This is a genomic window from Bacillus sp. Marseille-Q3570, assembly GCF_946151055.1.
Taxonomy (GTDB): Bacteria; Bacillota; Bacilli; order Bacillales; family Fictibacillaceae; genus Pseudalkalibacillus.
The window spans coordinates 456,058-474,536 of sequence record NZ_CAMGYZ010000002.1 but is presented as its reverse complement, the minus strand read 5'-3'; the positions used below and the strand labels follow the sequence as shown (position 1 = coordinate 474,536).

Below are 18,479 nucleotides of genomic sequence, written 5' to 3'. Positions count from 1 at the left end.
AATGAGCGTAGGAAAAAGACTATTTCAATACGCATTACGTTATAAAAAGATGATCATCATAGCATTAGCGATGTTGACGATTGCTGTCAGTGCCGAACTGACAGGTCCGTTCATCGCGAAAAAGATGATTGATAATCACATCCTAGGCATCGAAAAGCCGTGGATACAGGTGGAAAACGCTGGTGAGGACACCGTCGAGTATAAAGGGAATCATTATATCCGCACGGAGTATTTTGATGGTGATGCTTCCCAATATGATGAAGTCCGGATTCTCCAGATAAAGCGGGACTATTTCTTTATCAATGAACCGATTGAGTTTGATGGAAACCGTTCAGTTGATGGCAACTCGATCACCATTGAAAAAGGAGATCAGAAAGCTGTATACGATGCAGAAGAATTATCGACCGATCAACTTTTGGCCTTTTACCGGCCTGAAGTGAAGTGGCTCATCTATTTGAGTGCATTCTACATGGGCTTGCTGGTCGTATCAGCTATTTTCACGTATTGGCAAAAATATATCCTGCAGAAGTCAGCGAACCGGATCATCCAGAACATGCGGACAGATGTATTCGGACAGATCCAACGGCTTCCGGTCAATTATTTTGATAATTTACCAGCGGGTAAGGTCGTTTCAAGGATCACGAATGATACAGAAGCGATCCGTGAGTTGTATGTAACGGTTTTAGCACAGTTTTTTACTGGGATCATCTACATCTTTGGGATTTTGACTGCATTGTTTTTCCTTGATGTACGATTGGCGATGATTTGTTCTATCATCATCCCGATCATGTTTGTCTGGATCATTATGTACCGTAGATATGCATCCAAATACAACCATCTCATTCGTCAACGTTTGAGTGATCTTAATGCGATGATCAATGAATCGATCCAGGGGATGACGATCATCCAGGCGTTTCGTCGTCAAAAGCAGACGACAGATGAATTTGAAAAGATCAACGAAGAATACTTTAGTTATCGCAACAAACTGTTGAGTTTGGATGCCTTGATGTCCCATAACCTCGTAAACCTGCTTCGAAACGTAGCGTTCGTGACGTTGATCTGGTATTTCGGTGGGGCGTCCTTGACGGCGACGACTGCTGTTTCCGTAGGTGTTCTCTATGCATTTGTCGATTACTTGAACCGTCTATTCCAACCGATCACAGGGATCGTAACGCAGCTAGCAAACCTCGAACAGGCACTTGTTTCAGGCGAGCGGGTTTTCCGACTGCTTGATCGTGAAGGAGAGGACGTTTCAGATACGGAGATTTCCCGGTATAAAGGGAATGTTATTTTTGACGATGTTACATTCGCTTATAAAGAGGATGAATATGTGTTGAAGAACATATCCTTTGAAGCGGAACAAGGCCAGACAATTGCTCTTGTCGGCCACACTGGATCTGGAAAAAGTTCGATCATGAATCTATTGTTCCGTTTTTACGATGTAGAACACGGGAAAATCATGATCGATGGGCAAGATATCCAGAAGATGACGAGGCAGGATCTTCGTAAGCATATGGGGATCGTCCTTCAAGATCCGTTCCTTTTTACAGGGACGATCGCATCCAATGTAAGCTTGGATGATCCGACGATTACGAGAGATACGGTAGAAAAGGCATTGTGTGATGTCGGGGCAGAGCCATTCATCAAACAGCTTCCAAAAGGCTATGATGAGCCTGTCATTGAAAAAGGAAGTACATTGTCAGCAGGTCAAAGGCAGCTCATTTCCTTTGCACGTGCGCTTGCTTATAATCCAGCGATTTTGATTTTGGATGAAGCAACGGCAAACATCGATACGGAAACAGAGGCAATCATCCAGGAAGCATTGGAAGTCCTGAAAAAAGGACGTACAACATTCATCATTGCTCATAGACTTTCTACGATAAAAAGCGCTGATCAGATTCTCGTACTTGATCGCGGCCGGATTGTCGAAAGAGGTTCACACGATGAACTGATGGAAGCGAAAGGCAAGTACTATCAAATGTATCAACTGCAGCAAGGGGCAAAAGAATCCCAAGCTGTTTGAAAAGAATAAAGACACGGAAGACCTTAGTATCAGTCAGATGCTGAGGTCTTTTTTTATTGGCTAAGGGAGGAGGTTGTGACCGGTTTGCTTCGGATAGGGACAGGAAGAGAAGAATAAAGCGTGAACTTGCCCCGAAACAGCGCTATATGGGACAAGAGATGGAGAATAAGGCGCCAAGCTGTCCGAAACAGCGCTATACGGGACAGGAAGAGGAGAATAAAGCGTGAACCTGCCCCGAAACGGAGCGATACGGGACAGGAGAAGAAGAATAATGCGCTAAGCTGTCCCGAAACAGCACTATACGGGACAGGAGGAGGAGAATAAAACGTGAACCTGTCCCGAAACGGAGCGATACGGGACAGGAGAAGAATAATGCGCTAAGCTGTCCCGAAACAGCACTATACGGGACAGGAGGAGGAGAATAAAGCGTGAACCTGTCCCGAAACGGAGCGATACGGGACAGGAGAAGAAGAATAATGCGCTAAGCTGTCCCGAAACCGCGCTATACGGGACAGGAGGAGGAGAATAAAGCGCTAAGCTGTCCCGAAACCGCGCTATACGGGACAAGAGGAGGAGAATCCAGCGGCAACTTATCCCGAAACAGCACGATACGGGACAGAAAAAGAGAAATCCAGCGCTAGCCTGTCTCAAAAAATGCAATCAGTAGAAACAAAAAGGGGAACGAACAGCAGGAAGCGAATTAAGTAATGAGATTTCTTTAAAGATGAGCACATATATTCATAATAAGGGGTTATCAGGTTGAAGAGGAAAGGACAAGGGGGTTTAAGATGAAGAAAAAAGAGGTTTATTCATGGACGATGTATGATTGGGCGAACTCAGCTTTCGCCACTACCATCATGGCTGCGGTGCTGCCGATCTTCTATTATGATGTCGCTGCCAAGAATATCGACAAAACGACTGCGACAGCCTACTGGGGATATTCGCAATCAATCGCTGTCTTGATTGTTGCAATATTGGCACCGATTCTGGGGGCAATTGCCGATCACTCGAATTCTAAAATGAAGTTTCTTCGATTTTTCGCGTATATGGGGATTCTTGCAAGTATCCTCCTCGCATTTGTAGGTGAAGGCGATTACATTCTCGCCTCAATCCTATTGATTGCCGGGACAATTGGATTTTCTGGCGGAAACGTGTTTTATGATGGCTTCTTGCCGGAAATCGCTTCTAAGGATGAGATCGATCGGATATCTGCCCGCGGCTATGCTTTTGGTTACATCGGCGGGGGAGTCTTGCTTCTCATCAACCTGATGATGATCATGAATCCATCCTGGTTTTTCATTCCGAACACGCTGCTTGCTACACAGATTTCATTTGCCAGTGTGGGCGTTTGGTGGTTCATCTTTTCGATACCGTTGTTCCGTAATATTAAAGAAGTGAAGCATGACCAACCTCAAATGAAGGGCTCCTACGTCAAAATCGGCTTCAAACGGGTCCTGACGACTTTCAAGGAAATCAGACAGTTCAAGCAGCTGTTATTATTTTTAGTCGCATTTTGGCTTTTCAACGACGGAATATCGACCATCATCAAAATGGCGACGATTTATGGAAGGGATATTGGTATCGGCTCAAACGATCTAATTGCAGCCCTATTGATCACTCAGTTTGTCGGTATTCCTTTTGCTTTCCTTTTCGGGTACCTTGCGAGAAGACTACAAGCGAAGCGTGCGCTCTATATTGCGTTATGGACGTATGTGGTCATTGTTCTTTTAGGATACTTTATGGAGACCGCAGCACACTTCTACGCGCTTGCTGTCATGGTCGGTTTTGTACAAGGAGGGGCACAGGCGTTGAGCAGGTCGATCTTCGGAAGCATGGTACCGGAAAATCGCCATGCGGAATTTTACGGGTTTTACGGTATATCCGCGAAATTTTCTGCGATCTTCGGACCGTTTGTTTTCGGAATTGTCGGGCAGCTCACAGGGTCAACACGAATAGGTATCGTATCGCTGATCATCTTCTTCCTTGCAGGAATCTTCATCCTGTCACGTGTGGATATCGATAAAGGAAAAAAAGAAGCCGGTTATACCTCAGACTTGACGATGTAAAACAAAAGACAGGGCTGCCTCTCTTGGAGACAGCCCTGTCTTTATAAAATCGGTTCGTAATGTTTGTTTTCGAGGCGCAAGGATAGATCTTTGCCGACATCATAGCAAACGTTCCCTAGCTTTTCTTTCAACTTTTCATATTGCTCTATGTTGTCATCATACCAATATCCTTTTAGTAACGTGAGAATTTCTGTTCCTTCATCTACTGCGTTTTCAAACAATTCCATGAATGATTCTTCATGATGTTCGTTGGGTTGGGCAGGATGCTTCCATGGCGTTTTTGATTCATTCAAATAATCGACATCATCCACATGTTTTTGATAGGAGAATGGATGGACCTTTTCTTTTAAAAGCTTGTTTTTCCAGCCTGACGGGTCGTAAAGGACACGTAATGCTTTCTGCATATGTTGATAGGACTGTTGTACATATCCAGCTGGCATTTTTTCATGAAGTTCAGGAAAGGTCTCATTGATCTTTTCTTCAAGCATTTTCTCGATTGGCTCATGAAGCTTTTTTCCGATCGCCAGCTCTTTATACACGGGTGTGTTCCAGGTTTCAATGTTTTTGTGCTTTTTCATCATGAGTGTATCGATGATGATTTCAAGCTTTTGGTGTCGATTGCCTTCTGTACCGGACCGATAATTTATGTAAGGGTGAGTATTTCTGTCCAGGATATGGTGCGTAATGAATCCGGTCGTAAATGCAGTCAGTTTCTCGTCCCTAAGTTTTTCTTTCGTATACTCAATCAATTTCAGAAGGAAATCGCCACAGTGTTCATGGTGGATTCGGTCCCCGACTTCTGTGACAGGGGTTGACTTCCAAGGCCAGAAATTATGATAAAAAAAAGGATCGGGTCCTTGTGTCCCAAAATTGAAGTATGGTTCTGACTCTTCATTCAAATTGATGATTCCTGTGCGCTTTAATACAACTTCCCCAAAGTATATATGGGTCCAGACATTAGGCATGAGATCGCCACCTTTATTTTTATCTTCTACCTGAATTATATCGGATATCAAAATTTATGAAAACGGTTGGAGGGAAAGAATGTGTCCAATGTTTACTTTTTTACCGGTTTCCCCGGATTTCTCGCTACAAAGCTGATTGAAGAATTATCTATTCAAGATCCGGATGCATCCTTCCTTCTGTTGGTTCATGACTCACAGTTGGAAAAGGCCATGGCGAGAATCGAGAAGCTCGAGAACCAGGAAAGATATTCAATATTGTCTGGTGATATCACGCAAGAAGGACTGGGATTGGAAGATACACTATGTGGAAGAGACATCACGCATGTGTTTCATTTAGCTGCCATCTATGACCTTGCTGTGCCACAATCCGTAGCTCAGCTTGTAAATGTTTCAGGGACGAGGAGGGTGTTGGAGTGGCTTTCGACGCTGAGTAATTTGAAAAGATTCGTCTATTTCAGTACTGCATATGTGTCAGGGACCCGCACCGGTACCGTGTACGAGCATGAGCTCAACAAGAAACAATCTTTTAAAAATCATTACGAGTCGACGAAATTTGAGGCGGAAGTCCTTGTCCAAGAACAAATGGCGAAGATACCAACCACCATTATCCGCCCTGGTATTGTCGTGGGGATTCGAAGACTGGAGAGACGGTCAAATTTGATGGCCCTTATTTCATCATGCGATTCCTCGATAAATTTGCGAAACTCCCGATTCCATACATCGGGAGAGGTGATGTGCCCGTCTGCCTGGTTCCAGTTGATTATATCGTCAAAGCTGTCTGCTTTTTGACACACATTGAGGCTGGGGAAGGGAAAACCTATCATTTGACCGATCCAAATCCTTTTCCTGCAAAGGAATTGTATCAGGAAATCGTTCATCATTTGCTTGAAAAAAAACCATCCTGGGTTATTCCAACTTCTATTATCAGTGGACTTCTATCTATACCAGCTTTTCGCAGATGGGTCCAGGTGGAAAAGGAAACCATGGCTTATTTCCTTTGTGAAACCCATCATGATACTTCGAATACAGTTATCGACCTTCAAGGTTCAGGTATCATTTGCCCGACATTCGATCAATATGCTGAAACGATCATCACGTATTATAAACAATCCAGGACCGACCCTGAAAAAGCGATATTGGTGAGGTGAGTGAACTCTTGCTTTCGAGCTCTCTTCGGTGGTGCGCAAGGCTCGCTTATCTGTCCTTTAATCATTAACACTTAGACTAAAAAAAAACGACCCGCTCTTAATAGAGGTGAGGTCGATTCAATCATTCAATTGATTTTCCGTTCAAGTCGTTTCACACGATAGCCGACCGGTTGCCCCATTTTTACAGAAGAGCCAGGTTCTAAAGTGGAGTTGATTGCAATCAAATTTTCTTCGAATAAAAGGATGACAGTCGAACCAAACTCAAAATGACCGATTTCATCGCCTTTATCGACAGGAAGTAATGTTTCTAATGTATTTTTCAATGGTTGCCCTTTATGATGTTCATCAACCTGATTCTTAAATGCCAGTTGCACGCTTCCGACAATCAAGGCGCCAATTTTCACGATAGCCAATTGGCCGGTAGCACTATGGAGATAGGTGGCAATCCGTTCATTCTTAGTGAAAATTCCCTTAACCGTATCGACCCCGAATTTATTTACTGGATAGAGGCGACCCGGTATGTAGGAATAGTCTGTAATTGAACCATCAATAGGGGCGTGGATCCGATGGTAATCCTTTGGACTTAAATAAATGGTCATAAAGGACCCGTTACGGAATGCCCGTGCTTTGTTTTTATCATTCAAAAGGCTTTCTACAGTGTATGATTCACCTTTCGCCTGGATGAGTGTGCCGTTTTTGATCTCACCGATCTGAGTAACTGTGCCATCTGCAGGGCTTACTAATGTATCAACGTGTGCATCAACCGGTCTTGCTTGTGGTTTTAAGGTTCTTTTGAAAAATTCGTTCAGGTTTTTATACTCATGAATCGGCTTTCCGATCAAGCTTATATCGATTTTATAAAATTTCGCATATGCCTTTATTGCATATCTGCTGATCGAGGCTTTCATAAAAGAACCGATAAAGTAAGTGATGGCATGATGAGGCAAACAAAATAAAAGATATTTCAATATAATTTTCATGTTTTTCTCCTAAAAATGATACTAATGATACCAAATGCTTAATGACAGGTTTAGTATTCACTATATGGGTTTATGAAACAATACCAATATTATACTTCTTAATGACAGGCCTGTTAATAAAAAAATGAAGAAAAAACAAATCGTGGGAAGACTATTTTAATAAAGAGGGTTTTCAGAGCCCGATAAATTAGGTACGATAGATGCGTTATATATGGCATAGTAAAAGGTTGTATGAAAATGAAAAGAAACCCAAGACTACGAAAAATACGTTTAACTTCCGTACAAATGATCATATTGTTCTATCTAGGGGCAGTAGTTCTGGCAACCTCACTGCTTAGTCTGCCATTCGCTCATCGTGACGGGATGGAATGGTCTTTCATAGATGCTCTATTCACCGCGGTCAGTGCCATCAGCGTTACAGGATTGACTGTTGTCAACACAGCAGAAACCTTCAATGAATTCGGTTATTTCATTTTGGCTTTTGTCCTGCAATTCGGTGGAATCGGAATCATGACCCTGGGCACATTCATCTGGCTTTTGGTTGGTAAGCGTATTACACTGAAAGAACGCCAACTGATCATGGCTGACCAAAATCTCTCGACCCTTCAAGGTCTTGTTCGGATCATGAAGCAGATTCTGTTTCTGATCCTTATCATTGAGTCCATTGGGACATTGATCCTAGGGGTCTATTTCATAAATTATTTTGATACATGGCAACAATCATTCATGCAAGGATTCTTTGCTTCGGTCAGCGCGACCACAAATGGCGGGTTTGATATCACTGGACAATCCTTGAGTCCATTTGCAAATGACTACTTTGTACAATTCATCAACATCCTGCTGATGATATTAGGGGCCATCGGATTTCCGGTACTCCTTGAAGTTAAAGAATATCTGGTTTCAAAAAATGGAAGATATCAATTTTCCCTTTTTACAAAGCTCACAACTGTCACTTTTTTGTTTTTAGTTGTGGCAGGGACTTTATTTATCATTTTACTAGAACATGATTTGTTTTATGAAGATAAGTCCTGGCATCAAGCACTGTTTTATTCCTTATTCCAATCTGTTACGACGAGAAGCGGCGGTTTATCCACAATGGACATGAATTTGTTTTCAGAGCCGACCCAGTTGTTTCTATCTGCATTGATGTTCATTGGTGCTTCCCCAAGTTCAGTAGGAGGAGGTATCCGGACCACGACATTTGTGATTGTCATTTTAGCGATCCTATCGTTTGCAAAAGGAAATCAGACGATTAAAGTATTCCGACGTGAACTGTTGATGGAAGATGTCCATAAAGCATTCGTCGTGCTTAGTGTTGCTGTCATGATGTTTGTTATCGCAGTACTATTATTGATGTATAGCGAATCTGCACCAATGATCCCGATTGTATTTGAAGTTGCATCTGCCTTCGGTACATGCGGCTTATCGATGGGGCTGACACCGGAGTTGAGCTCTTTTGGCAAAATCATTGTCATCCTATTGATGTTCATCGGTCGTGTAGGAATTCTTTCTTTCTTGTTCATCATCCGAGGAAAGATTGTAAAAGAAACATATCATTATCCAAAAGAACAGGTCATTATCGGTTAGATCGATCAGGCGAAAGCCTGGTCGATTTTTTTGTTTTGCATTAAGAAAGTATAAGTGTAAAGAAGGCATAGCCTACAAGGATTGCCTTTGCAATTTTTTCATTAAAGCATCCCTATTCATCAAGGTTTATTTTCCTTCTGATATGTCTATAGCTGTAATAATTTCCAATCGAAATATATGAATAAGGCATTCTCAATAACGCAAACTATGTGTACCAAGGAGGAGGTGAGATACATGGCTCAAAACAACAACCGTAACCAATTAGTAGTACCAGGTGCTCAAGCAGCTTTAGACCAAATGAAGACTGAAATCGCTTCTGAATTTGGTGTACAACTTGGACCAGACACAACTTCTCGTGCTAACGGATCTGTAGGTGGAGAAATCACTAAGCGTCTTGTTCAACAAGCTCAATCCCAAATGGGTGGAAGATAACATTAAAACTATGGCTTCCGAAGGGGTGGAGAAATCCATCCCTTCTTTCCACATTTCCATTTATCAGGCTCCATATTGCAGCTTTCATATAGGCTCTTTTCTAAAAGATTGTTTCTTTTGAGTCATTTAAAAAAATCACCTTGTGCAAGTTGATGGGAGAGCAAGGTGCGAGACTCCTGCGGGGTCAGCGGGACAGGTGAGACCATTCCATGTCGCAAGGCGACGAGTGGGCTCACCGCACGCCCCGCGGAAAGCGAGCATCCTGGAGCGGAAATCAACGACTTTCAAGTGCAACAAAGTTTGCGAAAACAGCTTTCGTATAAAAGAATCAATCAGTAAAGGAGTAGGTATCATGTCGATGTGCCCTGTATGTAACCAACTGAGTGACACACAATACCGTTGTCCATCATGTTTAGGAATGATGCAGGATAATGGGAGAGTAATGGATTATTATGATGACTACAGTCCATATTTCGATATCGATTCATTGAAAATGGAAGATGGCTATCCAGAGGATGAACAGGAAAAACAATGTCCCCATGTTTTCCACTGTACACAATGTGCTGCAGATAACGTCTTATTGATCCATGAATGGAGGGCTGAGTGTAACTAAAAAGAGCAACAGCACGAATGGCTATTGCTCTTTAAGGTAACAGCTTAAGTTTTGAGTTTACGCTCCAGGTAAGTCTGTATGACGCTTAGTATTGTCGTCAAAGCCCAGTACATAAATAAGATTTCAAGGAAGATCCAGAAAACGACCAGATTGGAAGCAGCAATTTGTTCCGCACGAGCTGTAAGTTCCTCGACAGCTAATACTGAAGCAAGGGAAGACGCTTTGACGATATCGATCAGTGAATTCCAAACAGGAGGGATTGAGCGTCTCCATGCCTGTGGAAGGATGATACTTCTCAAAACCTGAGCGGTATTCATTCCCAGTGAATAACCTGCTTCCCATTGTCCTTTGGAAATCGATAAAATTGAAGCACGGTAAGATTCCGAAATATAAGCGCTGAAATGTAACGTCAATCCCAGAATGGCAGCTTGCCAACCACTAAAGGCGTAAAGCCATGTCAAACCAAAATAGATGACAAGCAGCTGTGTAAGCAAAGGTGTACCGCGAAAGAAGGATACGTAAAACCTTGCAACCCCTGAAAGGATTTTAAAATCGGATATCCTCATCAAAACGATCACTAGACCTAAGATTAAAGATGCGAAAATCGCAATGACACTTAACATTACGGTAATTTGAACTCCCTCCAGTAAGAACGGGAGGGAGTTGATCATCAGGTCTAATGTTTCTTTATTCACTTACGTCTTCTCCAAAGTATTTCTCTGATATTTTAGCGATTGTGCCATCTTCATTCATCTCGTTCAAAGCTTTATTCACTTTTTCAATCAGTTCGTCCTGATCTTTACGGAATGCAAATGCCATCTGATTTTCATTGAAAGGATCACCGACAGGTTTCACCTTATAATTACTGTCTTTCAATTCCTGCTGGATGAACAGTCTGTCATTCAATGCAGCGTCGATTCGATTGACATTCAAATCTGCAAGGACCTGAGCAATCCCTTTATAATATTTGATCTTCGCCCCAGCTTCTTTAGCAGCCTCAGCATAGTTGCTACCTTGTGTAGTTCCGACTGTTTTTCCTTTTAAATCCTCGATGCTTTTAATTTCATTGTTATTTTGATGAACGATGACTTGCCCTCCTGATTTTGTATAAGGCTCAGAGAATGCATACTTCTCTTTCCGTTCATCTGTTATCGTAACCTGGTTCGCCACCATATCGAAACGTTTGGAGTCTAGAGAACCGAACATACCTTTCCATTCTGTTGGGATGAATTCAGCTTTCATACCAATACGTTTAGCAACTTCACGTGCAATATCTACATCGTAACCAGTTACTTCATTGGATTCTGAATCACGGTAACTGAAAGGAGGATAAGTAGCTTCTGTTCCAATCTTCAGCTTTTCCCGTACATCTCCACCGGCACCTTCCTTATTTTCTTTCATTCCACAAGCTGAAATTAAACTAAGCATAAGTACGGAAATCAGTGTAAATAAGAAGTATTTCTTTTTCATGTTATTTCTCCCTTTTATGTTATTTAAATCTGATTAATTTCATAGGATAAGTACAAATTATATTTTAATAAGAATCCTTCATCAAGTCAATTATATTGTAGTATGTACATCTTCTCAAAAAGAATGTTGGGGAAAGAGGGGTATGATAGCTCTTTTAGTAAAATTACTGCTTCTCACAAATTAATGGACGAGAAATATACTCGCTTTCCGCAGGCAGAAATCAACACCCTAAAAAGAAAAGTGTCAGATACCTCGAACACAACATTTTGTATGTTGTTAAGTTCGGAGTGACTCTGACACTTTTAGGTTAATCAAGTGAGTTTGTATTGTAACGAATTACCGAATGCGGTTTTCGGTTTGGGGATCAAAGAAATGACATTTGTTCATATCGAAAGCTAGTTCAAGCTTCTGTCCGTTTTGGATATCTGTTCGTGAATCCACACGAGCAGTGAAGTTTTGACCTGCAACCGTTGAGTAGAGATAGGTCTCAGCACCCATCAGTTCGGCAACATCGATCGCTGCTGTGATCTTCGAGCCTTCTGACGCTTCAGTGAACACAGGTTCATCGTGGATGTCCTCTGGACGGATTCCAAGAATGACATCTTTACCTGCAAGTCCATTTTCCCGAAGAAGTTTCATCTTTCCTTCTGGTACTTTGATTTTGATGTTGTCCATTACAAACGTATCGTCCTGCAGCTTCCCATGGAGGAAGTTCATTGCTGGTGACCCGATGAACCCACCGACAAAAACATTTTCAGGTGTATCATACACTTCTTTCGGTGAACCAACTTGTTGGATGACGCCGTCTTTCATAACAACAATCCGAGTAGCCATTGTCATTGCTTCAGTTTGGTCATGTGTTACATAAATCGTTGTCGTTTGCAAACGCTGGTGGAGCTTTGTGATTTCAGCGCGCATTTGTACACGGAGCTTTGCATCCAGGTTTGAAAGCGGCTCGTCCATTAAGAATACTTGTGGGTCACGGACGATGGCACGTCCCAATGCAACACGCTGGCGCTGACCTCCGGATAGTGCTTTCGGTTTACGATCCAGATATTCTTCAAGCCCTAAAATACGGGCAGCATCTTTAACACGCTTGTCCATTTCTCTTTTATCGAATTTACGGAGCTTAAGTCCGAATGCCATGTTGTCATAAACATTCATATGTGGATAAAGAGCATAGTTCTGGAACACCATTGCAATATCACGGTCTTTAGGAGCTACATCGTTTACGCGTTTTTCACCAATAAAAAGGTCACCGTCCGAAATTTCTTCAAGCCCGGCGATCATACGTAATGTTGTTGACTTACCGCAACCGGATGGACCTACGAAGACGATGAATTCCTTATCTTTGATATCAAGATTGAAGTCTTGTACAGCTGTTACTTTGTTATCGTATTCTTTTACGATATTTTTCATTGTGATTTCTGCCATTGGGTGAATCTCCTCTCGTTTGCAAACGTTTTCTTTACTTTGGTTATATATAGTGTAGACCTAAGCATTTCAAACGTAAATTGGAGGGATGCACAAAAATTCTGTCGAGGTTTAGGCGATTTGTACAAAAGCTTCTCACTCTACTATCGTGAGAAGCAAATGAATGGTTACCGCATCATCAAATTCTTTTGGATCCAGCCCGGTAAGGTCAGTGAACTTTTCAATCCGATATTGGAGACTGTTACGATGAATGAAAAGCTTTTTGGCCGCATGTGTATGGTTCAAATTGCAGTCGAGTAATGTTTTGACCGTTTTCAATAAATCAGGTTCTATATGACTGAGGATTTTCTCATAGATATATAGGGTATCTTCTTTATTTGAGTGATGGAGAAGAACCTTAGGAAGAACAGTGGAAAGTGTATGTATCCGTCGTTTACTTTGGAAATGTTCTGTTGTAATTTTATAAAAAGAAGATTCCTTATCAAATTGATGTTTCGCTTCAGTAATGGAAGAGAAGGTTGAACCGATGAAAAGTGATGTTTTCATATAGAAATCACTTTCAATCGTATGGAGTAATTCAAGTAATTGCTCCATTGAAGTTGGGTGCTCTGTTTGCGGTTCAACAAAAACTCCTGTATATCGATCCTTCCAAACAGGAACGACATCTTCAGATAACATGTTTTGGAACGATTCAATGAATAACTCATGCTCAACATCCTGGCTATGGATACTGAAATGCAAAAAACGCCCTTGCTCAAATGTTAGGGCGGATTCCGGGGTCCGGTTGTTATATAGAAGCTCATACCAGGCATGCTGGCTTTCATCTTCCTGAACAGGTCGGTTCGATAAGGGGGTCAGAAAAACCCCAAGTAATTTTTCTGAATCACTGGAAAGCACATCCAGATCCACACCGATTTCTTCACCATCCGGGGTGCGGTACCATGTGTAACTTTTTGTTTCATCAGCATCAGTTATATGAACAAACGCATTTCTGCCAAATATTTTCTGCAATTTCTTGATTTCAGACATGAACGAAAACCCCTTCAGCATAATTGTAACTCTATTATAACAAGAACGTTCGTAATCAGGGGAAACTAGCAAGGTTCATTGAAAAAGGACCTCCAAAGATTCATCACTCTGGGGTCACTTTCCGCTAAAACAAAGCTTTCTATCCCTAAGGCTTTGCTCTCCAATCAACTTGCACAAGGTGATTTATTAAAAATAACTCAAAAGAAACATTCTTTTAGAAAAGAGCCTTTCATAAAAATGTAAGAGCAACTTTGGCCAAGTTTTCTTTACTTATCGTTTTTTTTGTTTTTATATTCAACAGGCGGTTCTTCTTCATAAAGTGGTCGGCTCTCGTCGATTTGAGCTTGAGTGTCGGGTCTGGAAACTGTTCCTCCAGCCATTCCTTCGTTGATCATACGATCGATATCCATGAAATAACGATCTCGTCCTTCATGTTCCGATCCTTTTTCATCTTTATTGGTCATCGTTCATCCTCCTTTTTCACTAGTATGAGTGAGGGGAGGATCTTTTATGTCCAAACGGGGAAATCCTGACATTTCTAATATTTGCTGATACCAATTTCTCAGGGCTTGCATTTGTATTTCAATCTCATCAAAGATCATCGGTTTTGAATTGATTTCAAATATCCAAGACTGCTGCTCAGTATCTACACCTAGATCAATTGAAAACTCCCCGACAGGACCTAAGGATCGGTCAAGAGAAGAACCTGTTTCAGATGCGATGTTCCGAATAGTGTCTAAATGAAGAGGGGCGAAATCTGAAGACAAAAGTGCTCCGCCTGCGGGGACGTGGGTCGTCAGACGGTTTACCCCTGCACATCGTATACCATACCCTGTCACATGCCACTTATTTTCGATTTTTTGGACAAGGATACGATAGTCGAATGGTCTACCTTGATACGTTTTTCGCTGGATGAATGGCTGCATGATGAAGTTCTTTTCATACTGTAGGATTTTCCATATTTGACTGAGATCGATCCGTATTCTTCTATTATTCGAGTGATAGAGAAGACCTCCGCTCTTTTTTTGTTCTATAGTGAAAATCCCTTTTCCTTTGGAACTTGCACTTGGTTTTATAAGAATCTGGCCATGCTTAATCAAAAAGTCTTCCAACTGCTTTTTTGAGTGTATCAATTTCGTTTCAGGTAAAAACGGCTGCAAATTCGTGTTATCATTCAAGATCAAATAAGTGTCCCATTTCTGAAAAAAGCACAGGTTGAAGTATGGGATAGAAAAATCGTCCAGCCAGGATAGTAAACGATGGAATTCTTTGTTCTCGTCCTTTTTATATGGAATCCTGTTATAGACGAAATCAGGAGGAGGAGTTCTCACGCGTTTCCACATCAGTGTATTTAGGTCGTAGGTATAGCCGGAAATCGAGGTGGACGATATGTCCTTTGATGAAAAAACCACTGCAAGCCCGCCGTTTTCATGGACACAACTGATCAAACGGATGAACGTATCGATATTTCCGATGAACGGGAGACTGGCTTTTGCAGATGTAAGAATCCCGACAATAGGTCCGGCCTTACTACCCTCTTTCTTTATCAGCGTAAGATTGAGACTGCTGTTCCTATACGCGGAAAAGGGGAGGGGATCATCAGCCGCTCCCCATATGAGTGTTTGACCCTTTTCATGGTGATGCCACTTTTCAGACTCCACGTCCCAGCTGATCGAAATCATCTTTTCACCGCAACCGGTCTTTTTATCAGTTGTTCATATAAATAAATCGAGAATTCGAAAGGAAGTCTAGAAGTTCTTTTATCGGATGCACTCAAATTCGGATGGCTGAAAATCCCTCGCCCTGGTTTGGCGTTCGCTTCAAATAACCAGACTGCACCTTCATGGTCGACTCCTAAATCAAAGCCGATCTCTCCGATGACCCCTTCCATTTTTTCAGTTAGTGAATCACTAAGTTCCAACGCTGCTATTTTAATATCTTGTGTGATGGATTTGGATTTCCCCATTTCATTCACAATATCTTGCAGGGTAAGGATTTTTCCTCCGCTGGTTACGTGTGTGGTGACGCTTCCTGTTCCCGCGAGTTTTACAGCGATTGCGCTGACTTCCCAATCCCCATCCAGGTTCCGGTTCGTATGGACTCTGAAATCGATCGGTTTTCCGTTACAACTGAGCAGATGAATGCCGCGTTGTGCCATGTACCCTTCAAGTCCTTTCGGGAATTGTTGGCGCAGTAACCTTTTTAAAGACGTGTAACGCCTTAAGCGATTTTGACCATTGGTCCGGAATTTACAATAGTAGAAAGGATCCTTTCTTCTTTTGATGATTTGTTGAATGCCGATTCCGAGGCTTCCGTTTGTAGGTTTTACATAGACATTTTTGTAACGGTGAAGCATTTCTTCGATTTGTGAAGCTTCAGGTGAATTCAAGGTTTCGGGCAAATAATTGCGGATCTGTCTATTATCGTATAAGAGTTCATGGACCGACCATTTATTAAAGAATCCAGGATTGAACCAGAGCATATTCGTTTCCTGTTCGAGTTTCATTTTCGTTTCTGAGGTGACTGGTAACCTTTCAATACGCCGGTTTGGAAGACGATCATAAACGATATTTGGAAATGGGAGCGGATACTGGCTCCACCCTGACTTGCCATATATATAACCATTGATCTTTTTTTCATTCCAGTCGACATGATGTGTGCCGAATATATAAGCAGTCACACCTACTTCCATAGCTTCAAAAAGGAGTTTTGCGAACATGGTGGAACGTTCTCCAATCGGCTTATACGTGCCCCCAGTAAATCCGGCGGTAAATATACCGACTACTGGACCAATGTACAAGGTGCCATTCCATTCATGAATATGGTGTTGCTGATCTTTTAAGAGATTCAATTTAGTACAGAGTGCTGTTGATAACATATATTGTTCCTTACGATCTGGATGGGGCTGTATGGCAACGGGCACTTCTCGTTGTCCATACATGACTTTTGAAGGGAAGGACCGGTTCTGCACCCATTGTTGAAAGAGGCTGAATGGTGTGTAGATGACATCTTCCTTTGTCTCGACAATGGGAATCGATTGAGGGTTAAGCATGATCATACTCCTTTCGAAACTCGTTACTCAAATCATGTGTATATAAATAGTGTGCAAACAGGAAAACACCTAAGGCTGATGGGCGTATCTCTCCTTGCTTTAGAGCAGTCGTATAGTGCTTGGAAGGTTTTGAGTTCACTTCCAATATCCATGGGTGTCCGCTCTTATCGATACCGAAATCGATGCCGAATTCACCGAAGATACCATCCGCAATCAGATGAAGACTTTTCGATACTTCCAAGGACAGTTCATAAAGTAGAGCTTTGATTGACCTGGCTTTTGCTGTTTCAAACGATCCGGACAAAAGTTCAGTCAAAGGATAAGATTTGGCACCATACGCCATATTCGTTACGATCGGATTCGAATCACTCACTCTTGCAACACTTGAGGTGATGCACCAATCGCCCTTTTCGTTCCGGTTACACAGGATTCGAAAATCGACATTCCCGTTCGCATGGGTCATCAGAGGAATACCTTGCTGAATGATATAATTCTCCAATGGTACGAATTGTTTGATGAAATTCAATACACCCTTAATGGATAAAGAGGGGAGTGGAGGATCAATTTCTTTGGATGATTCCAGTTTGAATTTCCCTTCAGGTTCTTTTGTAATCCGGATGATACCTCTCCCTTCTGAACCATGATCTGGTTTTAAAAACAATGAAGCGTGTTTTGTCATTAAATTCATCAAAGTTTCCTCATCGATTTTTTTATGTGTTTCAGGTAAGTATGCAGCTAAAGCGTCACTTTCTACTAATATGTGAAAAACATCCCACTTAGAGATGAAATGATCATTAAAATATGGAATTCCAAAATCCTGACAATGTTTGAAAAATTGTAAACATGCCTCTGACCGCTCAGATGTACGGCTGGATATTCGATTATAGATGATATCTGGATATGGAAAGACATTTTGAGTGAAAGTATCCCCTTTCATCGTATAGCCATGTATCCAATTGGAATGGATATCTTCTAATGAAAACAGATAAAACGTTGCGAGGTGATCCTCACATAAAGAAGCGATTTCCTTTGAAAACGTAGTGATATTTCCGAAAGGTGTCTTATCAGCCAACACTGCTATGACAGGGCCGATCCGTAATTCTTTTAAAAGCGGATTGTAGGTCAAAGTATAGTATCGATCAGGAACGGGAAGATAATGATCTTTCTGGATTTCTTTCGGCACGGATAATGTAAAATAGGAATCATCCAATTTTATTAAACAAGTCACTAATATTCGTTCACTGCCGAAGCGGAGCCAAAGTCTCTCGTTTAATTGGATGTCAAAATAAGTGAGAAGATGATTGCTGAGCCAAATTTTATACGGATTTGAGGAAGATGTTTCTGTGTACGTAAAAAAAATCTTGAATTTCCTGGTCATGATACTCCCTCATTCATTTAGGCTTTTTCTAAAAAGATTGTTGCTTTTGAGTTATTTTTAAAAAACGCAAGGTGCGAGACTCCTCGAAAATGAAAATCGCATTTTTTTCGTGCGATGTAACGCTGCCGAAGCTTTCCTTGTCCTGCGGGATCAGCGTGCCTACTACCTGAATAATCTTCTCGCAAAGCATGCGACGAGGAAGCCCGCTTCGACAGGACTTTCTTGTAGACGCAGGAGCACAAATGCTTCCTTGAAAAGGAGGCATGAGGTCGCAAAGCGACGAGTGGACTCACCGTACGCCC

18 protein-coding genes are annotated in these 18,479 nt (G+C 41.8%); 8 read left to right on the top strand and 10 right to left on the bottom strand.

Annotated elements, in window-relative coordinates:
• The first annotated feature begins 1 nt into the window (after position 1).
• The 3 genes from N8M93_RS05575 to N8M93_RS05565 all read left to right on the top strand — a co-directional run bounded on the left by N8M93_RS05575 (position 2) and on the right by N8M93_RS05565 (position 4,089).
• Positions 2 to 2,023, top strand: coding sequence for an ABC transporter ATP-binding protein (locus tag N8M93_RS05575; protein ID WP_261130232.1), 2,022 nt, complete (start codon positions 2 to 4; stop codon positions 2,021 to 2,023).
• Positions 2,024 to 2,079: 56 nt separating this feature from the next.
• Entirely contained in the window at positions 2,080 to 2,250 is a 171-nt protein-coding gene (locus tag N8M93_RS05570; protein WP_261130230.1) for a hypothetical protein, read from the top strand.
• Positions 2,251 to 2,811: 561 nt separating this feature from the next.
• The gene (locus N8M93_RS05565; protein WP_261130228.1) at positions 2,812 to 4,089 is read left to right on the top strand and encodes an MFS transporter; all 1,278 of its coding nucleotides are present in this window, start codon (positions 2,812 to 2,814) and stop codon (positions 4,087 to 4,089) included.
• Between the two features lie 41 nt (positions 4,090 to 4,130).
• Here the strand turns inward: N8M93_RS05565 and N8M93_RS05560 are convergent, their stop codons facing one another.
• Complete coding sequence (locus N8M93_RS05560; RefSeq protein WP_261130226.1) at positions 4,131 to 5,054, bottom strand: zinc dependent phospholipase C family protein; 924 nt, start codon at positions 5,052 to 5,054, stop codon at positions 4,131 to 4,133.
• Between the two features lie 81 nt (positions 5,055 to 5,135).
• Here N8M93_RS05560 and N8M93_RS05555 point away from each other — a divergent pair, with 81 nt between their 5' ends.
• Together N8M93_RS05555 and N8M93_RS05550 are read left to right on the top strand one after the other, a co-directional pair.
• Complete coding sequence (locus N8M93_RS05555) at positions 5,136 to 5,843, top strand: SDR family oxidoreductase (RefSeq protein ID WP_261130225.1); 708 nt, start codon at positions 5,136 to 5,138, stop codon at positions 5,841 to 5,843.
• Positions 5,840 to 6,202 carry a hypothetical protein gene (locus N8M93_RS05550; RefSeq protein ID WP_261130224.1) on the top strand — a complete coding sequence of 121 codons (363 nt, stop codon included), beginning with the start codon at positions 5,840 to 5,842 and terminating at the stop codon, positions 6,200 to 6,202. Before N8M93_RS05555 ends, N8M93_RS05550 begins: the two co-directional genes overlap by 4 nt.
• Positions 6,203 to 6,327: 125 nt before the next feature.
• On the opposite strand, the gene asd is transcribed toward N8M93_RS05550, so the two are convergent.
• A complete protein-coding gene (gene asd / locus N8M93_RS05545) occupies positions 6,328 to 7,182 on the bottom strand; it encodes an archaetidylserine decarboxylase (RefSeq protein ID WP_261130222.1) in 855 nt (284 codons plus the stop codon).
• Positions 7,183 to 7,413: 231 nt separating this feature from the next.
• Between asd and N8M93_RS05540 the strand changes: the two genes are divergently transcribed.
• The 3 genes from N8M93_RS05540 to N8M93_RS05530 all read left to right on the top strand — a co-directional run bounded on the left by N8M93_RS05540 (position 7,414) and on the right by N8M93_RS05530 (position 9,814).
• The gene (locus N8M93_RS05540) at positions 7,414 to 8,769 is read left to right on the top strand and encodes a TrkH family potassium uptake protein (protein WP_261130221.1); all 1,356 of its coding nucleotides are present in this window, start codon (positions 7,414 to 7,416) and stop codon (positions 8,767 to 8,769) included.
• A 234-nt stretch (positions 8,770 to 9,003) separates the two neighbouring features.
• A complete protein-coding gene (locus tag N8M93_RS05535) occupies positions 9,004 to 9,201 on the top strand; it encodes an alpha/beta-type small acid-soluble spore protein (RefSeq protein ID WP_221568817.1) in 198 nt (65 codons plus the stop codon).
• Between the two features lie 352 nt (positions 9,202 to 9,553).
• On the top strand, positions 9,554 to 9,814 hold the full coding sequence (locus N8M93_RS05530; RefSeq protein ID WP_261130220.1) for a hypothetical protein: 261 nt from the start codon (positions 9,554 to 9,556) through the stop codon (positions 9,812 to 9,814).
• Between the two features lie 44 nt (positions 9,815 to 9,858).
• Here the strand turns inward: N8M93_RS05530 and N8M93_RS05525 are convergent, their stop codons facing one another.
• From N8M93_RS05525 to N8M93_RS05490, 8 genes are all read right to left on the bottom strand, one after another.
• Positions 9,859 to 10,509, bottom strand: coding sequence for an amino acid ABC transporter permease (locus N8M93_RS05525; RefSeq protein ID WP_261130219.1), 651 nt, complete (start codon positions 10,507 to 10,509; stop codon positions 9,859 to 9,861).
• Entirely contained in the window at positions 10,502 to 11,284 is a 783-nt protein-coding gene (locus tag N8M93_RS05520; RefSeq protein WP_261130218.1) for a transporter substrate-binding domain-containing protein, read from the bottom strand. Before N8M93_RS05520 ends, N8M93_RS05525 begins: the two co-directional genes overlap by 8 nt.
• A 336-nt stretch (positions 11,285 to 11,620) precedes the next feature.
• Positions 11,621 to 12,718 carry an ABC transporter ATP-binding protein gene (locus N8M93_RS05515; protein WP_261130217.1) on the bottom strand — a complete coding sequence of 366 codons (1,098 nt, stop codon included), beginning with the start codon at positions 12,716 to 12,718 and terminating at the stop codon, positions 11,621 to 11,623.
• Between the two features lie 135 nt (positions 12,719 to 12,853).
• A complete protein-coding gene (locus N8M93_RS05510) occupies positions 12,854 to 13,747 on the bottom strand; it encodes a CdaR family transcriptional regulator (protein ID WP_261130216.1) in 894 nt (297 codons plus the stop codon).
• A 266-nt stretch (positions 13,748 to 14,013) separates the two neighbouring features.
• Entirely contained in the window at positions 14,014 to 14,211 is a 198-nt protein-coding gene (locus N8M93_RS05505; protein WP_261130215.1) for a hypothetical protein, read from the bottom strand.
• Positions 14,212 to 14,214: 3 nt separating this feature from the next.
• The gene (locus N8M93_RS05500) at positions 14,215 to 15,429 is read right to left on the bottom strand and encodes a YheC/YheD family protein (RefSeq protein ID WP_261130214.1); all 1,215 of its coding nucleotides are present in this window, start codon (positions 15,427 to 15,429) and stop codon (positions 14,215 to 14,217) included.
• Positions 15,426 to 16,799, bottom strand: coding sequence for a YheC/YheD family protein (locus N8M93_RS05495; protein ID WP_261130213.1), 1,374 nt, complete (start codon positions 16,797 to 16,799; stop codon positions 15,426 to 15,428). The genes N8M93_RS05500 and N8M93_RS05495 overlap by 4 nt, the downstream gene beginning before the upstream one ends.
• Positions 16,792 to 18,177 carry a YheC/YheD family protein gene (locus N8M93_RS05490; RefSeq protein WP_261130212.1) on the bottom strand — a complete coding sequence of 462 codons (1,386 nt, stop codon included), beginning with the start codon at positions 18,175 to 18,177 and terminating at the stop codon, positions 16,792 to 16,794. The genes N8M93_RS05495 and N8M93_RS05490 overlap by 8 nt, the downstream gene beginning before the upstream one ends.
• Positions 18,178 to 18,479 lie beyond the last annotated feature (302 nt).